Below are 14,609 nucleotides of genomic sequence, written 5' to 3' on the forward strand. Positions count from 1 at the left end.
TCAAGAATGGGTCGTAGAGTGGGATACATGAACACGGCATCCACTGGCGGGGGCGGCCGCGAACCGCGCTGGCTCACCGAGGACGAACAGCGCGTCTGGCGCGCTTATCTCCATGCCACCACCCTCTTCGAAGACCACCTCGACCGCCAGCTCCAGCGCGACGCCGGCATGCCGCACATCTACTACGGACTGCTCGTTCAGCTCTCCCAGGCCCCGCGCCGCCGCAAGCGGATGACCGAGCTGGCCATCGACGCGAAGATCACCCGGTCCCGGCTCTCGCACGCGATAGCCCGTCTCGAGAAGAACGGCTGGGTACGCCGCGAGGACTGCCCCTCCGACAAGCGCGGGCAGAACGCCGTGCTGACGGACGACGGCTTCAAGGTCCTCGAACGGTCCGCGCCCGGCCATGTCGAGGCCGTGCGACAGGCGATCTTCGACCGGCTCACGCCCGAGCAGGTCGGACAGCTCGGCGAGATCATGCAGATCATGGCCGCTGGACTGCAGCCGCAGGACTCCGGTGCGGACCTGCCCTGGCTGCGCTGACCCCGCACCGCAAGAGAAGGGCCCTGCCCGGGTTAACCCCGGGCAGGGCCCTGTCTGCTTGACCTCTCAGCGTCCGCCGAGCTCGTGTCAGTGCCACGACCGTCAGTGCGCGACTGTCAGTGCACGACCGTCAGTCCACGACCGTGAGTGCACGACCGTCAGTCCACGACCGTGAGTGTGCGACTGTCAGTGTGCGACGACGGGAACCTTGATCTCGTCCTCGACGCCCTCGTCCTCACCCGACGCCCCGGTGACCGAACCGGCCCCCGGGCGCCCGGTGTTGATCAACGCGAACGCGATCGCCGCGGAGGCCACCAGGATCCCGACCGCCCACCAGATCGCGGACGAGAAGCCGTGCACCATGCCCTGCAGTTCCAGCAGCTTCGGGTCGGTCGCTCCCGCTGCGTGCGAGGTGATGTACGCGGTCGTGGCCGAGGCCGCGATCGTGTTCAGCAGCGCCGTACCGATAGCGCCGCCGACCTGCTGCGAGGTGTTGACCATCGCGGAGGCGACACCGGCGTCAGCCGGGTTCACACCATGCGTGGACAGCGACATCGCCGGCATGAACGCCGTACCCATGCCAAGGCCCAGCAGCACCTGTGCCGGCAGAATCAGACCGGCATACGACGTGCCGATCTCCAGCTGGGTCAGCATCAGCATGCCGACCGCCGCGACCAGGAAACCGGGGCCCATCAGCAGCCGCGGCGGAACGCGGGTCATCAGCCGGGCACCGATCTGGGTCGAGCCCGCGATCATGCCCGCGATCATCGGCAGGAACGCGAAGCCCGTCATGACCGGGGAGTACCCCTTCACAACCTGGAGATAGAACGTCAGGAAGAGGAACAGCCCGAACATCGCGATGATGGCCAGGCCCAGCGAGAGGTAGACACCGCCGCGGTTGCGCTCGGTCAAAACGCGCAGCGGCAGCAGCGGGGACTTGACCTTCGCCTCGGTGACGACGAATCCGGCGAGCAGCACCGCGGAGGCGAGGAACATGCCCACGGTCAGGCTGTCGGACCAGCCGGCGGACTCGGCGCGGGTGAAGCCGTACACCAGCGCCACCAGGCCCAGGGTGGACAGGACGACGCCGGGGATGTCGAGCGAGGAGCGGTTGCGCGCGCCCTGCGGCTCACGGATCACCAGGTACGCGCCGACGGCGGCGACGATCGCGAAGGGGATGTTGACGAAGAAGGTCCAGCGCCAGTTCAGGTACTCGGTGAGGAAGCCGCCGAGGATCAGGCCGACGGCGCCACCGCCACCGGCGATGGCACCGTAGATACCGAAGGCCTTGGCGCGCTCCTTGGCGTCGGTGAACATCACGGCGAGCAGCGAGAGCGCAGCGGGCGCCAGCAGCGCGCCGAAAGCGCCCTGCAGAGCACGGGCCCCCAGCATCATCGCCTCACCGGTGGCCGCACCGCCGAGCGCGGACGCCGCGGCGAAGCCGAGCAGTCCGACGACGAAAGTGCGCTTACGGCCCCACAGATCGGCGATGCGGCCACCGAATAGCAGCAGTCCGCCGAAGGCGAGGGCATAGGCGGTGATGACCCACTGCCGGTTGGCATCGGAAATACCCAGGTCCTGCTGCGCCGTGGGCAACGCGATATTCACGATCGTCGCGTCGAGCACCACCATCAACTGGGCCACAGCTATGAACACCAGCGCTCTCCAGCGGCTGGGGTCCGGAACGGAAATGTCGGCTGTTTTTGGCATGGAAGTAGCCACCTAAGGGTGCGGAGAGGTCAAAACGGACGTACTGAGACGTGTTGTAGACGTGGTCAAAGGTGTTGCAGAGGAGACCTGCGGCGCCGGTTCAACTCATCGGCGCGGCCAGGCTGCTTCACAGCTTCACGGGGTGCCGCCGCGCAGGCCCTCCAAAGTCGCGGCTGTGCCCGGCAGTTCGGAGCGCGCGGGCGCTTCGAGTCCGTCCAGGAATAGCTGCAGATGGCGATGGGTGAACCGGTCGATGTTCAGGCACGCGGTGCCCGGCAGCGGCCGGGTGAGCTGGGAGAGGGCGACGAGCAGATCTCCGACGGCGACGTCGGAGCGGAGTCGGCCCGCTTCATGTGCGCGCTGGAAGAGGCCGTCGACCGCCGCTTCGAGGCGTACCCGCTCATTGGTCAGATCGGGAAAATGCTTGTCGAAGGTCCCGGTGAGCAGTGGGCACAGCGCCCCGATCCGCTCCTCGGCGGCCGCGTGGGTGAAGCGCCGCAGCGCCTCGAACGGATCCGCCTCCTCGGCCGCCGCCTCGTGCGCCCGCTGTGTCGTGCGGGCCAGGACGAAGAGGACGACCTCGTGGATGAGGGTCTCGCGGTCGGGGAAGTGCCGGTAGAGCGTGGCATTGCCGACACCCGCCCGGCGGGCGATGTCATCGAGCGGGACCTCGGGCCCGAACTCGACGAACATCTCGCGCGCGGCCGTCACGATCCGCTCCCTGTTCCGCAGGGCGTCCGCCCGCGGCCGGGGGGAGCGGCGCGTTTCGGTGTCGGCGGCGGGGCTCACGGCTCCACTTCCTCTCGTGTCTGCCTCGTATCGCTACGTACATCGCATGTACTCGCTACGTAATCGGGGACCTCTTCCCCGTTTCGCGCGGACACGAGTTCAAACGGGGAATCGATCCCCGGTTATTTCCCTTGCGAGATGTGACCTGCGTCACAAGCATCTCGCGCGGAATACCACGATCGGCCCACCCGGCGGGCACCCCGCCACCACCCGTCACAGGCTGATCGCAATGAGTGCAGCCAGGGCCCGGCCTGCTGCCGCGGACCCGAAGGCGATTGCATGCAGCCAACGCGCCACCGGATACGCACCACCGGCAGCTCCCGCCGCCTCGGCGCACTCGCCGCCCTCGCGGCTCTCACCCTTGCCGCACTCACGACGGCGAGCGCCCATCTCCCCGACCCCACCCGGGCGTCGGCCGGGCCGGTGGCAGGCGCCGACAAGTCCGCCCTCGGGCCCTGCAAAATCGCCTCCACGCTGGGGATCCAGATGTCGGAGGGCGTGCCGACCCCGCCCGGCTACTCCCGCTCCATCGGCGTGGTCCGCGCGCTCAACCTGATGATCGACTTCCCGGACGCGCAGGGTACGGGGCGGGCGGTGGACCGGCTCGCGGAGTTCTTCCCGCAGACCGCCGACTGGTTCCGGACCAGTTCGTACGGACGCCTCACCTATCGCACGCACACCCCGCTCACCGACTGGCTGCGGATGCCGATGCCGTTCGCCGCATACGGGATAGAGCGCGGCTCCCCCTATGAACCGGGCTACCGCCGGCTCGCCCAGGACATCGTGGAGGTGGCCGACCCAAAGGTGGACTTCAAGGCGTACGACCTGGTCAACATACTGGTCACGCCCAATGCCGGGCCGTCGGCGCTGGACACCGTGCTCTCCGTTACCTTCTCCGGCAATGACGAGGCCCCGCTCGCGGACGGCGTGCCGCTCGCCAACACGTCCTTCGTCTACAGCCGCCAGGACGACGGTTCGGGGTCGTACGCCGAGAATGGCTATCGCGTACTGCCCCACGAGAACGGCCATGTCTTCGGCCTGCCCGACCTCTACACCTCCGAGGGCGCGGGCGCGGTCGGCCACTGGGACATCATGTCCGAGGACTGGGGGGCCAACAACGATCTGCTGGGCTGGCACAAATGGAAGCTGGGCTGGCTGGACGCCGGCCAGATCGGCTGCGCGTCCGCGCCCGGCACCACGGATTACGCGCTGACGCCGCTGGCGGTCGCGGGCGGCGCGAAGATGGCGATCGTGCCGCTCACCAGGAACGCGGGGTACGCGGTGGAGGTGCGCACCCGGGCGGGCAACGACGAGGCCGTGTGCGCGCCGGGCGTGCTGATCTACCGCGTGCAGTCAGACGTGGACACCGGGCAGGGTCCGGTGTCGGTCTCGGACAGCACCCGGAACAGCGGGGGCTGCACCCGGCGTCCCAATGTGCACGCGGAGCTGTCGGACGCGCCGTACCGGCCGGGGCAGTCGTTCGTCGACCGGCAGAACGGCATCCGTATCGCGGTGATCCGGGAGGAGCCGGACGGCACCTACCGGGTGCGCGTCACGCGTTCCTGAAGAGCCGCTCCTGCGACACCTGTTCCTCTACGGGGCCACGGAGTTCGCGCTTGAGGATCTTCCCGGTCGGATTGCGGGGCACGGGCTCGTCCCGTACGAGGACATGAGCGGGCACCTTGAAGGCGGCGAGGGTCTTGCCGACGTGCGCCCTCAGCTCGTCGACGGTGACCGTGGCCGCGGCTCGCAGCTGCACCACGGCCGCCACCTCCTCCCCCAGCACCGGGTGCGGGACGCCCAGCACGGCGGCGTCGGCAACGTCCGGGTGATCGTGCAGGACGGCTTCCACCTCGACGCAGTACACGTTCTCACCGCCGCGGATGACCATGTCCTTGAGCCGGTCGACGATGCTGACCTGCCCGTCGCGCACGGTCGCGAGGTCGCCGGTCCTGAACCAGCCGTCGTGGAACGCGGCGGCGGTCGCGTCCGGGTTGTTCCAGTACCCGCGCACCAGCGCCTGCCCGCGCAGCCACAACTCACCGACCTCTCCTTCGGGCAGTTCATGACCGTCCTGCCCGGCGATCCGCACCTCGGTGGCGGGGGTCGGCCGCCCCACGCTCCCCGGGTTCTCCCGGTACCCGGGGCCGAAGTTGGCGAGCACGCCGCCGCTGGTCTCGGTCAGTCCGTAGCCGGTGCGCGGCTCGATCCGCTGCCCGTAGCGGGCCGTCAGCCGGGCCATGAGATTGGGTGGGGCCGCCGCCCCACCTGTGTTGAGATGCGTGAGCGTCTCAAGCTCTGCCCCGGCCCCCTCGGCGGCGACAAGAAGCTGGAGCGCGGTGGTCGGGACCCCGGAGTAGTGCGTGACGCGGTGCCGCTCGATCAGCGCGAGGGCCTCTTCGGCGTCCCACTTCCGCATCAGTACGAGCGCCCCGCCGGCCGCCATCGCCGCGTACAGCGTGGTGAACGCGGCCACATGGAAGAAGGGGAACGTCATCAGCACCACCGGCGCGGGCCCCTGCCCCGGCAGCACCCCGCTCGCGAGGGCGGAGGCGGCGGCGTAGAACCGCGGATTGTGCGCGGCCCCGGCCTGGGCGAGCTGAGTGGCGACGGCGCCCTTGGGCCGCCCGGTGGTCCCGGACGTATAGATGATGGTGGCGTCGTCCTCGGCCCGCACCTCGACCCCGGGCGGAGCGGCGAGCGGATCGGGGGCCTCGAAGTCTTCGTACCGCTCCACCCCCGCGCCCGGCGCGCCTTCCCCGTGAAAGACGACGACCTGGACGCCGGCCCGCCTGCGCCAGGCGTCGACCCGCGGCAGTCGCTCCCCGTCGACGAGCAGCACCCGCGGCGAACAGTCGTCGAGGGCGTACGCGAACTCGTCCTCGGTCCACCAGGCATTGAGCGGCACCGCCACCAGTCCCGCCAACTGGGTGGCCCAGAAGGCGATCTGCCACTCGGGGTGATTCCGCATCGCGACAACGGCACGGTCGCCCGGACGCAGCCCGTACACCTCGACGAACCGCCGGGCGAGCGCGGAGGCGGCGGCGAAGAACTCGCGGTAGCTGTACGTCCCGGTGGCGGCGACGAGGAACGGCTGGTCCCCGAACGCCCAGGTGGCCTCGACGAACTCCCGCAGGGTGCGCGGCCCGTCGGCGTAGAGCAGCCCGCCGTCCTCGCCTCGTACGACCTCGAAGGGCGCCCCGGGCGCAATCAGTGCGGCCTCGGGGCGGGTGGACGGATCGGGGTGCGGCACGGTCGACCCTCTCTAAGCACCTGCTCAGTACGGAGCGACGCTATGCCCGTGCCCCACCCTCGTCAACATCCGTGTACGACCCATGCAGGGAACCGGCCAAGAGCATCCCGCCGGGCTCCAGGCCGATGCGCACACCGAAGCCGCGGCTGACCCGGTCGAGAGTCGCCCGCAGCCACTCGCGGTCTTCGCCCGACGCCTGTCTCAGCCGCATCTGCCGGCTCTGCACGGCTGCCATCCGCACGTCGGCCGCCTTGCCGGTGTCCGGCTCCACCGAGACGAAATACAGCAGCCGCAGGTCGTCCCGGTACTGCTCATAGCCGATGATGCCTTCGTAGTCGTCGATGAAGTCGCCGCAGCCGTAGAGGATGAGCTTGCCGCGGTACAGCTCCAGCGGGCGGGGATGGTGCGACGAGTGCCCGTGCACGACATCGACTCCGCCGTCGATCAGCGCATGCGCGAAACGGACCTGGCTTCGGGGGATGCCGTATCCCCAGTTGGATCCCCAGTGGACGGAGGCGACCGACACATCACCCGGTCGTTTCACCTGCCGTACGCGACGGACGACCGAGGCCGCCGCGGCGTCCGACGGCTCCGCCACGAAGTCGACCCCGGCCCTGCCCTCGCCGGCGGCCCAGCTGCGCGGAATGCCACTGGACGCCATCCCGAAGGAAAAGACGAGGACCCGCGCGCCACCGTGGACGTCGACCACGGCGGGCCGCCGCGCCTCCTCCACATCCCGCCCGGCGCCCACCGCCCGCAGGCCGGCGCCGGCCAGGGAGTCGAGCGTCTCCTCCAGCCCCCGGAAACCGAAGTCCAGCACGTGGTTGTTGGCCAGCACACAAGCATCGGGCCGACCCGCGACCAGGCAGGGGAGGTTGGCCGGATGCATCCGGTAGTGCACCTCTTTGCCCTCGGCGAAGTCGTTGCTGCGCGTGACGCCGGTCTCCAGATTCACCACCCGGGCATCGGGCGCGGCCTCGTCGAGGATCTCCAGCGCATCCCCCCAGGGCCAGGAATGACCGACCGGACGCGGGATCGGCCCGTTCACCGCCTCCGCCAACTCCACATAGGACCGGGCGTCCGCGGTGTACCGCTCCCACAGTGCGGGGTCGCCGGGGTGCGGGAGGATCTGATCGACGCCACGGCCGAGCATGACGTCACCGCAGAGGAACAGGGTCACCACGTCCCCGCGCATGCTTCCACGCTAAGCCGCGCGGAACGCGACCGGAAACCACCCGGATCCCCGACCGCCGACCACGGCCTGACCTGCGAAAATGGAATGCTTGCCAGGCTGGAGCCCGCATCCGCTAGGCTAGTCGCCGGATCTGGATCAACCGGGTCTCCCCGCCTTCGTAGCTCAGGGGATAGAGCACCGCTCTCCTAAAGCGGGTGTCGCAGGTTCGAATCCTGCCGGGGGCACCACAAAATTGCAGGTCAGCGCACTGAAGGCCTTCCAGGGAACCTTTTTGGAAGGCCTTCAGGTGCGAAATGGGAACGCCCTGGGAACATTGAACGGCGCGTTTTTCACATTTCGGACATTCGTTAACGATCTGACAGCCGGCCCCCGGCCTCTGTGCCAGACGAGCCTCAGGAGACGCCGAACTCCCGGCATTGGGCCTTGGAGATCTCGCAGTGGGCGGGGACCCCAGACGTAGCGGCCCACGCTCGTTGCGTGATCACGCCGTAAGCCCATGCTTGACTGGGCTCAACAGCGCGTTGGTGAGGGATCCACGACGGAAGTCGTCTGCGGACCTCCCGGGGGAGAACGTGCCAACGATCCATTGCGACACCACACAAGCGGCGGCCCACCTTGAGCCGGAGAAGGCCACGGCGAAGGCAGCGGCCCCGGCGAAGCCCGAGCCGTGTGTCCAAGCGGGCGCAGTCCACCGCGCAGGAAGCCGAGCCGAAGAAGAGATCGGCAACCCCGGTCCCGGCGCGCCGCGAGCACGGCCGCCAAGACGAACTAAGACTGTGTCCTATGTGGCGAGTTGGGCGTTGATCGGGCATGGGGAGTAACGACTGGGGGTGGATCGCCCCGGACGTTCTGTGGGATGTCGTCCGCCCACTGTTACCGCCGTCGCGGGTGCGTCCGCAGGGCTGTGGGACGCAGAACCCACCTGATGAGGCGGTGTTCGCGGCCATCGTCTGCGTCCTGGAAAGCAGCTGCGCCTGGCGGGCTCTGCCGCGCGCCACGCCGACAAGGCGTACGACATCCCCGACGCGGCAAAACGCATCAGCGTCCGCATCGCCTGCAAAGGCATCGAGTCCAGCGAACGCCTGGGCCGCGATCACCCTCATGACCAGGCGCATCAGCCGCCGCCAATCCCGCATGGCCGGTCAGCCGAAGTCCCGCGAAGCCCAGCGGGACTGATCATTCTCACGGTGCCCGCAGGCACTTTGGCCGGGAGCGGCCCGCCACGGCTGCCACCGCCCGTCGGCGGATTCGGCCGCGCACGGCGGGCGCCTGGCTGATGATGCGACGCGGCGAGCCGGAAGACCAGGCGCTCGACATCGGGTGCTCAAGGTTGTCCTGGCCCTGGCCCAGGGGCGGTGCTGGGCCACGGGCGGTGTCAGTTGTTGACGCGGTCCATGAAGGCTTCGGGGTAGCGCGGGCCGACGGCGGCGCCGGGCGGCATGGCTGCCTCCAGGGCGGCGAGCTGGTCGGCGTCGAGGCGGATGTCGGCGGCGGCGGCGTTCTCCTCCAGGTATGTGATGCGCTTGGTGCCGGGGATGGGGACGATGTCCTCGCCCTGGTGGAGCAGCCAGGCCAGGGCGAGCTGGGTAGGGGTGTGGTCGGCTTCGGCGGCCAGGGTGCGGACCCGCTCGGCCAGCTTCAGGTTGTTCTGCAGGTTCTCGCCCTGGAAGCGGGGGTCGAAGCGGCGGTAGTCGTCGGGGGCCAGGGAGGCGGTGTCGGTGATCTTGCCGGAGAGGAATCCGCGGCCTACGGGCGAGTAGGGGACCACGGTGATGCCCAGTTCGCGGGCGGTGGGCAGGATCTCGTCCTCGAGTCCGCGCTCCCACAGCGAGTACTCGCTCTGGAGGGCGGTGATCGGGTGCACGGCGTGGGCGCGGCGCAGGGTGTCGGCGTTCACCTCGGACAGTCCGATGTGGCGGATCTTGCCCGCTGCGGCGAGCTCGGCCAGGGCGCCGACGGTGTCCTCGATCGGTACGGCGGGGTTGCGGCGGTGCAGGTAGTACAGGTCGATGTGGTCGAGGCCCAGTCGCTGCAGTGAGGCGTCGACGGCCTGCCGCGCGTATTCGGGGGTGGAGTCGACGGTGAAGGTGGTCCTGTCGGCGCTGGCCCGGGATCCGAACTTGGTGGCCACGACGGCTTCCTCGCGGCGCCGTCCTGCCAGAGCGCGGCCCAGGAGGCCTTCGTTGTGGCCAGCTCCGTAAACGTCGGCGGTGTCGAGGAGGTTCACGCCGATGTCGAGTGCGTGGTGGATGGTGGCAACGGACTGGCTGTCGTCGGTGGCTCCGTAGAACTCGGACATGCCCATCAGGCCCAGGCCTACCGCGGACACGGAGGGGCCGCCGGTGCCAAGGGTGCGCTGCTTCATGTGATGTCTCCTGGTTCGGTAGTGATGAGACAAACTTATGCTCCATAACCATTATTGTCAATCGTTGTAGACGGTTATAACTTCATCTAGGGTGAGGCGCATGACGCTCACCCCTGACCCGCTGACCTCCGAGGTGACCGCTCTCTTCGCAACGATCACCGACCGGTACACCCGCGAATACGAGTCCGCGGCTGCCCACCACGGCCTCACCCCGCAGCAGGTCAAGGTGCTCATCGCCCTGGAAGGCGCCGCGCTGCCCATGCGGCGCATCGCCGAGCGCCTCGGCGCCGAGCCCTCCAACCTCACCGGCATCGTGGACAAGCTCCAGACCCGTGGCTTGCTCGAGCGCCAGCCCGACCCCGGCGACCGGCGTGTCAAACTCCTGGCAATCACGGACACCGGCAAAGAGATGGCCGAGGATCTGCTCGACCGCCTCCGCTTCGCCCGCGAACCGCTCGCGGCCCTCGACGAGAACCAGCGACGCGACCTGCGCGACCTGCTCCAGCTCATGGCCGGCACATAAGAGCAGGAATTCGCCTCTGCCTTGCCGACCAGGCGGGCAGTCGGTCGCCGTCCGGCGCAGAGCGCACAGCCGCGGCTGAGGAATCCAGGCCCGGCACCCGCTCCGGCAACGGCCGCACCACGACACTCCCGCTACTGCGTAGCGACGGGCTCTTCCATCTGCGCCGGCTACGGTCCCGCAACGGACGGGCACGGGTCAGCGTGATCGGGGCGATGAGTGCACCGCTCGGCGGGGACCGGCTCCAGCTCGACGTCAAGAGAGGCATCCAGGCCCCGTCCCGATCGCCCGAAGGCGGTGTCGCCCGTACTTCAAAGCATCTGCGGTGCTCAATGGAACCGGGCTGGGCGACGAACCTGCGTAGATACCTCTGCCAACTCTCGAAGACCGTCGCCATGCCCTCAGACTGGGAACCTGATGGGAACAGCAAGACAAAGAAGGCCCGCGAAGGATCGCGAAAGATCACTCCCCCGCCTTCCCCCATCAGGCGGATGACCTGCGAAAACAGCGAAACATCAAGCCAGATCAGGCAAGACGAGTGAGCTTATGATCAGGCTCCTAAAGCGGGTGTCGCAGGTTCGAATCCTGCCGGGGGCACAAGAAACACCTGGCCAGAGGCCCTGTTGTCCCAGTGGATGGCAAAGCTGGGGTTGCCGTTGAGCGGTGAACGTGTGCAGCCCTCTCGACGGTGGGTGATGTTGTGTTTACCGTGGGTTGGGGTGGATGCGGCGGTGTGCTGGCCTCGGGGGGCGGGATGCAGCGCAGAGACAGGTTTCGACGGATCGTCAGCGAGTTCGGTGCGACGTGTAAGCAGGCGCTACTGCACGGGCAGAAGGAAGCCGCGATACGTCGGGCAGTGGAGACACTTCTCGTCGACGCGGCAGACGTGTTGGGGCTGCAAGCCGTCCTGCATGCCGAGGTCGCAATCGCCGCGCATCGAATTCGCCCCGACCTGGCAGTGCGGATCGGGAAGTTACCGCGCAACATCGTCGGCTATGTCGAGCTGAAGAGCCCGGACAAGAGCGTGATCCATCCTGGCGAGCTGAACCAGCGCGACCGCCGTCAGTGGGAGGGCATGGCAAAGCTCCCCAACTTGATCTACACCAACGGTCAGACGTGGATCATGTACCGCTCGGGCCAGCAGCACGGCGACACCATCCACTTTGAAGGCGATCTACGCACCGCCGGCTCTCGCTTGCGGCTGCCAATTGCCGGCGAGACCGCCTTCGAAACCATGCTGACCGCGTTCTTCAGCTGGCAGCCGCATCCACTGACGTCGATGCGAGATGTAGTCGCCCAGGTAGCCCCCCTGTGCACCCTCCTACGTGATGCCGTCCACGACCGCCTCGACGCCGAAGCCGGCCACCCACGCCACCAACGACCGTTCACCGACCTAGCTTCCACCCTTGAAGTCGACCTCTTCCCGACCACGGACGACCGGGACAAACGAGCGGCCTTCGCTGACCGCTACGCCCAGTCCGTCACCTTCGCTCTCCTGCTCGCTGGCTCCGACACCACCGACGGCAACGACAACGCATTGGTCGGCATGAGCCTGCACGAAGTAGGTCGACGTCTGGGGGCGGAGCACTCAGTCATGGGCCGCGCCCTGCAGATCCTCACCGATCAGGTCGAAGGAGAATTCCGCGACAGCCTCGACATGCTTGTCCGCGTCATCGACGCCATCGACTGGAGGAGCGCCCTGGCCGGCGAACCCGGCTTCCACATCCATCTCTACGAGCACTTCCTGCAGGAGTACGACGCCGACTTACGCAAGGACTCCGGCACCTACTACACCCCGGCCCCACTAGTGACCGAGATGATCCGCCTCGTCGACGAGGTGCTGGCTACGACACTCGATTGCCCAGACGGCTTTGCCGACCCCGGTGTGTCCATCATCGACCCGGCCATGGGCACCGGCACCTTCCTCACCGGCATCATCGACCTCGTCGCCCGCAAGCAGTCCGAGGGCGGTAACGAAGGCTTCCGCGCCGAATCCGTACAAGAACTCGCTGGTCGGCTGATCGGTTTCGAGAAGCAGATGGGTGCCTTCGCCGTCGCTCAGATGCGCGTCGGCCAGATGCTGCGCGCCCTCAACTCCCGAGTCCGGCTGCGCGACATGCACCTGCATCTGGCCGACACCCTCGCCGACCCTTGGCGGCCGAGCGAACTCTTCACCCGCTACGGCGCTCTGTGGGGCCCCTTACGCGACGACGCCGAAGCAGCCAGCACCATTCAGCGCAACGAACGCATCACCGTCGTCATCGGAAACCCTCCCCACCGCGAACAGGCAGAAGGCCAGGGCGGATGGATCGAGAAGGGTTCATCGGGCCGTGGCGCCCCGCCACTGGACGACTTCCGAATAGGCGGTGCGGCGGGAGTTTTCGAGAACAAATTGAAGAGCCTCTGCACCTACTTCTGGCGCTGGGCCACCCACAAAGTCTTCGACCAGCACGACGACCACCGCCACGGCGTCGTCTGCTTCATCAGCACCGGCGGATTCATTCGCGGCTCCGGCTTTCAGGGCATGCGCTCCTACCTACGGCGAACCTGTACCGAAGGATGGATCATCGACCTCACGCCCGAGACCAAAAGGCCCCCGCTCAACAGTCGCTTCTTCCCAGGCGTCCAGCAGGAGTTAGCCATCGGCATCTTCGTCCGCCGCGAGGGAGAACGACGCGACGAACTGGCTCCGGTCCACTACACGGCTGTCCAGGGCACCCGCCAACACAAGGAACAACAACTGCAGCGCCTACACATCGGTGGGCCCGGCTGGCACACCTCCCGCCCCTCCGAGTCCGCCCCGTTCACACCCGCTTCCAGCAGCGGCTGGGACAGCTTCCCCGCCCTCATCGATCTCATGCCCTGGTACAAACCCGGGGTCACCACCAACCGGAACTGGGTCATCAGCCCTTCCAAGAGCACGCTGCGCCGACGCTGGGACCGCATCATCCAAGAACGCGACCCCGCCACGAAGCAGGCACTGTTCAAAGAGACCCGCGACCGCACTCTGGACAAGGAAGCCCGCTGCGTTCCCGGCCATCCCCATCCACCAAAGCTCTTCCGTGATGAACGCGGCCCATGCCCTGCTCCGGTACGTATTGCCCGCAGAGCCCTGGACCGTCAGTGGCTCACACCCGACGGTCGTCTCATCGACTTCTCACGCCCCGAACTGTGGCAGGCCGCAGTCGAAGGCCAAGTCTTCGTCGTCGAACAGCACGCACAGCGCCTGCAGACCGGGCCCGCACTGCTATTCACCGCCCTCATCCCCGACGTGCACTACTTCAACGGAAACGGCGGCCGTGTCATGCCGCTTCTGAATGCCGACCACACCCCGAACATCGCGCCAGGACTGCTACACCACCTCGCCAACTCCTACGGCCTCCAGGAAGTCCCGGCTGAAGATCTTGTTGCCTACATCGCTGCCGCCACCGCCCACCCTGCCTTCACTGAGCGCTACGCAGACGACCTCAACTCCCCTGGCGTACGCATTCCCCTCACCGCCGACCGAGCCCTATGGCAGGACGCCATCGACCTAGGGCGCCACATTCTGTGGGCATCCACCTTCGGCACACGCTGCATCAACCCCGAAGACAGCCGCCCGGCGGGGACCTCGAACTGGTGGAAACGTGCACACCCCGAAATCACGTACGCCCGAGAAGTTGCTTCCGATGCGCTCCCTTCGACCATCACGTACAACAGCGAACAAGAGCACCTGATCATCGAGAGGGGCGTCTTCACCGGCGTCACGCCACGCATGCGCAACTACACCACCGGCGGGCGCAACGTACTCGACAGCTGGCTCGCCTACCGCAGCAACCACACAGCCGGCAAAGTCACCAGCGAACTCGACCGCGAGCGCCCCGATCACTGGGAGCACGGCTGGAGCCGGGAACTCGTCGAAATCCTTACCGTACTCAGTCACCTCACCTCCCTGGAACCGCAGCAGGCAGAGCTGCTCAACCGCATCGTGGCCGCCCCCTTAATCGACGTCGCCGAACTCACCCGCCGCCGCATCCTCCCCGTACCCGACCGCGCCAAGCGCGCCCATACCAGCCCGGATCACCAATTCCTGCCCGGCATGGAAACAGTCGACGGTCAACCGCCAGGGCCCGTCGACCCCCTAACCCTCCAGGAGGATCCCCCCAATACCGCGCTGCCAAAGTCGCACTCCCCTGCACGGCCCAGCCCTCGCGCTCGGAGGCAGGGCCCAGCATGACGGGTGGCGTCAGCAGCC

9 protein-coding genes, 1 tRNA gene and 2 pseudogenes are annotated in these 14,609 nt (G+C 67.8%); 7 read left to right on the forward strand and 5 right to left on the reverse strand.

Going from position 1 to position 14,609, the window contains the following annotated elements:
• Nucleotides 1–18 precede the first annotated feature (18 nt).
• Entirely contained in the window at nucleotides 19–543 is a 525-nt protein-coding gene (locus ACH492_RS15530; protein WP_398987338.1) for a MarR family winged helix-turn-helix transcriptional regulator, read from the forward strand.
• 186 nt (nucleotides 544–729) lie between these two features.
• Here ACH492_RS15530 and ACH492_RS15535 read toward each other — a convergent pair whose 3' ends face one another.
• Nucleotides 730–2,253, reverse strand: a complete 1,524-nt coding sequence (locus ACH492_RS15535) for an MFS transporter (RefSeq protein ID WP_398986696.1) — start codon at nucleotides 2,251–2,253, stop codon at nucleotides 730–732.
• 135 nt (nucleotides 2,254–2,388) lie between these two features.
• On the reverse strand, nucleotides 2,389–3,042 hold the full coding sequence (locus tag ACH492_RS15540; protein ID WP_398986698.1) for a TetR/AcrR family transcriptional regulator: 654 nt from the start codon (nucleotides 3,040–3,042) through the stop codon (nucleotides 2,389–2,391).
• A 279-nt stretch (nucleotides 3,043–3,321) separates the two neighbouring features.
• Between ACH492_RS15540 and ACH492_RS15545 the strand changes: the two genes are divergently transcribed.
• The gene (locus ACH492_RS15545; RefSeq protein WP_398986700.1) at nucleotides 3,322–4,608 is read left to right on the forward strand and encodes a M6 family metalloprotease domain-containing protein; all 1,287 of its coding nucleotides are present in this window, start codon (nucleotides 3,322–3,324) and stop codon (nucleotides 4,606–4,608) included.
• On the opposite strand, the gene ACH492_RS15550 is transcribed toward ACH492_RS15545, so the two are convergent.
• Nucleotides 4,595–6,295 (reverse strand): class I adenylate-forming enzyme family protein, encoded by a 1,701-nt coding sequence (locus ACH492_RS15550; RefSeq protein ID WP_398986702.1) that lies wholly within the window; start codon nucleotides 6,293–6,295, stop codon nucleotides 4,595–4,597. The genes ACH492_RS15545 and ACH492_RS15550 overlap by 14 nt on opposite strands.
• Before the next feature lie 40 nt (nucleotides 6,296–6,335).
• Nucleotides 6,336–7,490, reverse strand: coding sequence for a CapA family protein (locus ACH492_RS15555; protein ID WP_398986704.1), 1,155 nt, complete (start codon nucleotides 7,488–7,490; stop codon nucleotides 6,336–6,338).
• A 151-nt stretch (nucleotides 7,491–7,641) separates the two neighbouring features.
• Here ACH492_RS15555 and ACH492_RS15560 point away from each other — a divergent pair.
• The 3 genes and pseudogenes from ACH492_RS15560 to ACH492_RS15570 form a co-directional block, all read left to right on the forward strand.
• A tRNA-Arg gene (locus ACH492_RS15560) sits at nucleotides 7,642–7,717 on the forward strand.
• 583 nt (nucleotides 7,718–8,300) lie between these two features.
• Nucleotides 8,301–8,447, forward strand: a pseudogene (locus tag ACH492_RS15565) (IS5/IS1182 family transposase); the annotation flags it as partial.
• A 38-nt stretch (nucleotides 8,448–8,485) separates the two neighbouring features.
• A pseudogene (locus tag ACH492_RS15570) lies at nucleotides 8,486–8,581 on the forward strand (IS5/IS1182 family transposase); the annotation flags it as partial.
• 284 nt (nucleotides 8,582–8,865) lie between these two features.
• Here the strand turns inward: ACH492_RS15570 and ACH492_RS15575 are convergent.
• Nucleotides 8,866–9,855: an aldo/keto reductase gene (locus ACH492_RS15575; protein ID WP_398986706.1), complete on the reverse strand. Its 990-nt coding sequence runs from the start codon at nucleotides 9,853–9,855 to the stop codon at nucleotides 8,866–8,868.
• A gap of 100 nt (nucleotides 9,856–9,955) precedes the next feature.
• Between ACH492_RS15575 and ACH492_RS15580 the strand changes: the two genes are divergently transcribed.
• Nucleotides 9,956–10,378, forward strand: a complete 423-nt coding sequence (locus ACH492_RS15580; protein WP_398986709.1) for a MarR family winged helix-turn-helix transcriptional regulator — start codon at nucleotides 9,956–9,958, stop codon at nucleotides 10,376–10,378.
• Between the two features lie 751 nt (nucleotides 10,379–11,129).
• A complete protein-coding gene (locus tag ACH492_RS15585; RefSeq protein ID WP_398986711.1) occupies nucleotides 11,130–14,591 on the forward strand; it encodes a type ISP restriction/modification enzyme in 3,462 nt (1,153 codons plus the stop codon).
• The last annotated feature ends 18 nt before the right edge of the window (nucleotides 14,592–14,609 follow it).

This window comes from Streptomyces sp. NPDC019443 (assembly GCF_044389785.1).
Classification (GTDB): Bacteria; Actinomycetota; Actinomycetes; order Streptomycetales; family Streptomycetaceae; genus Streptomyces.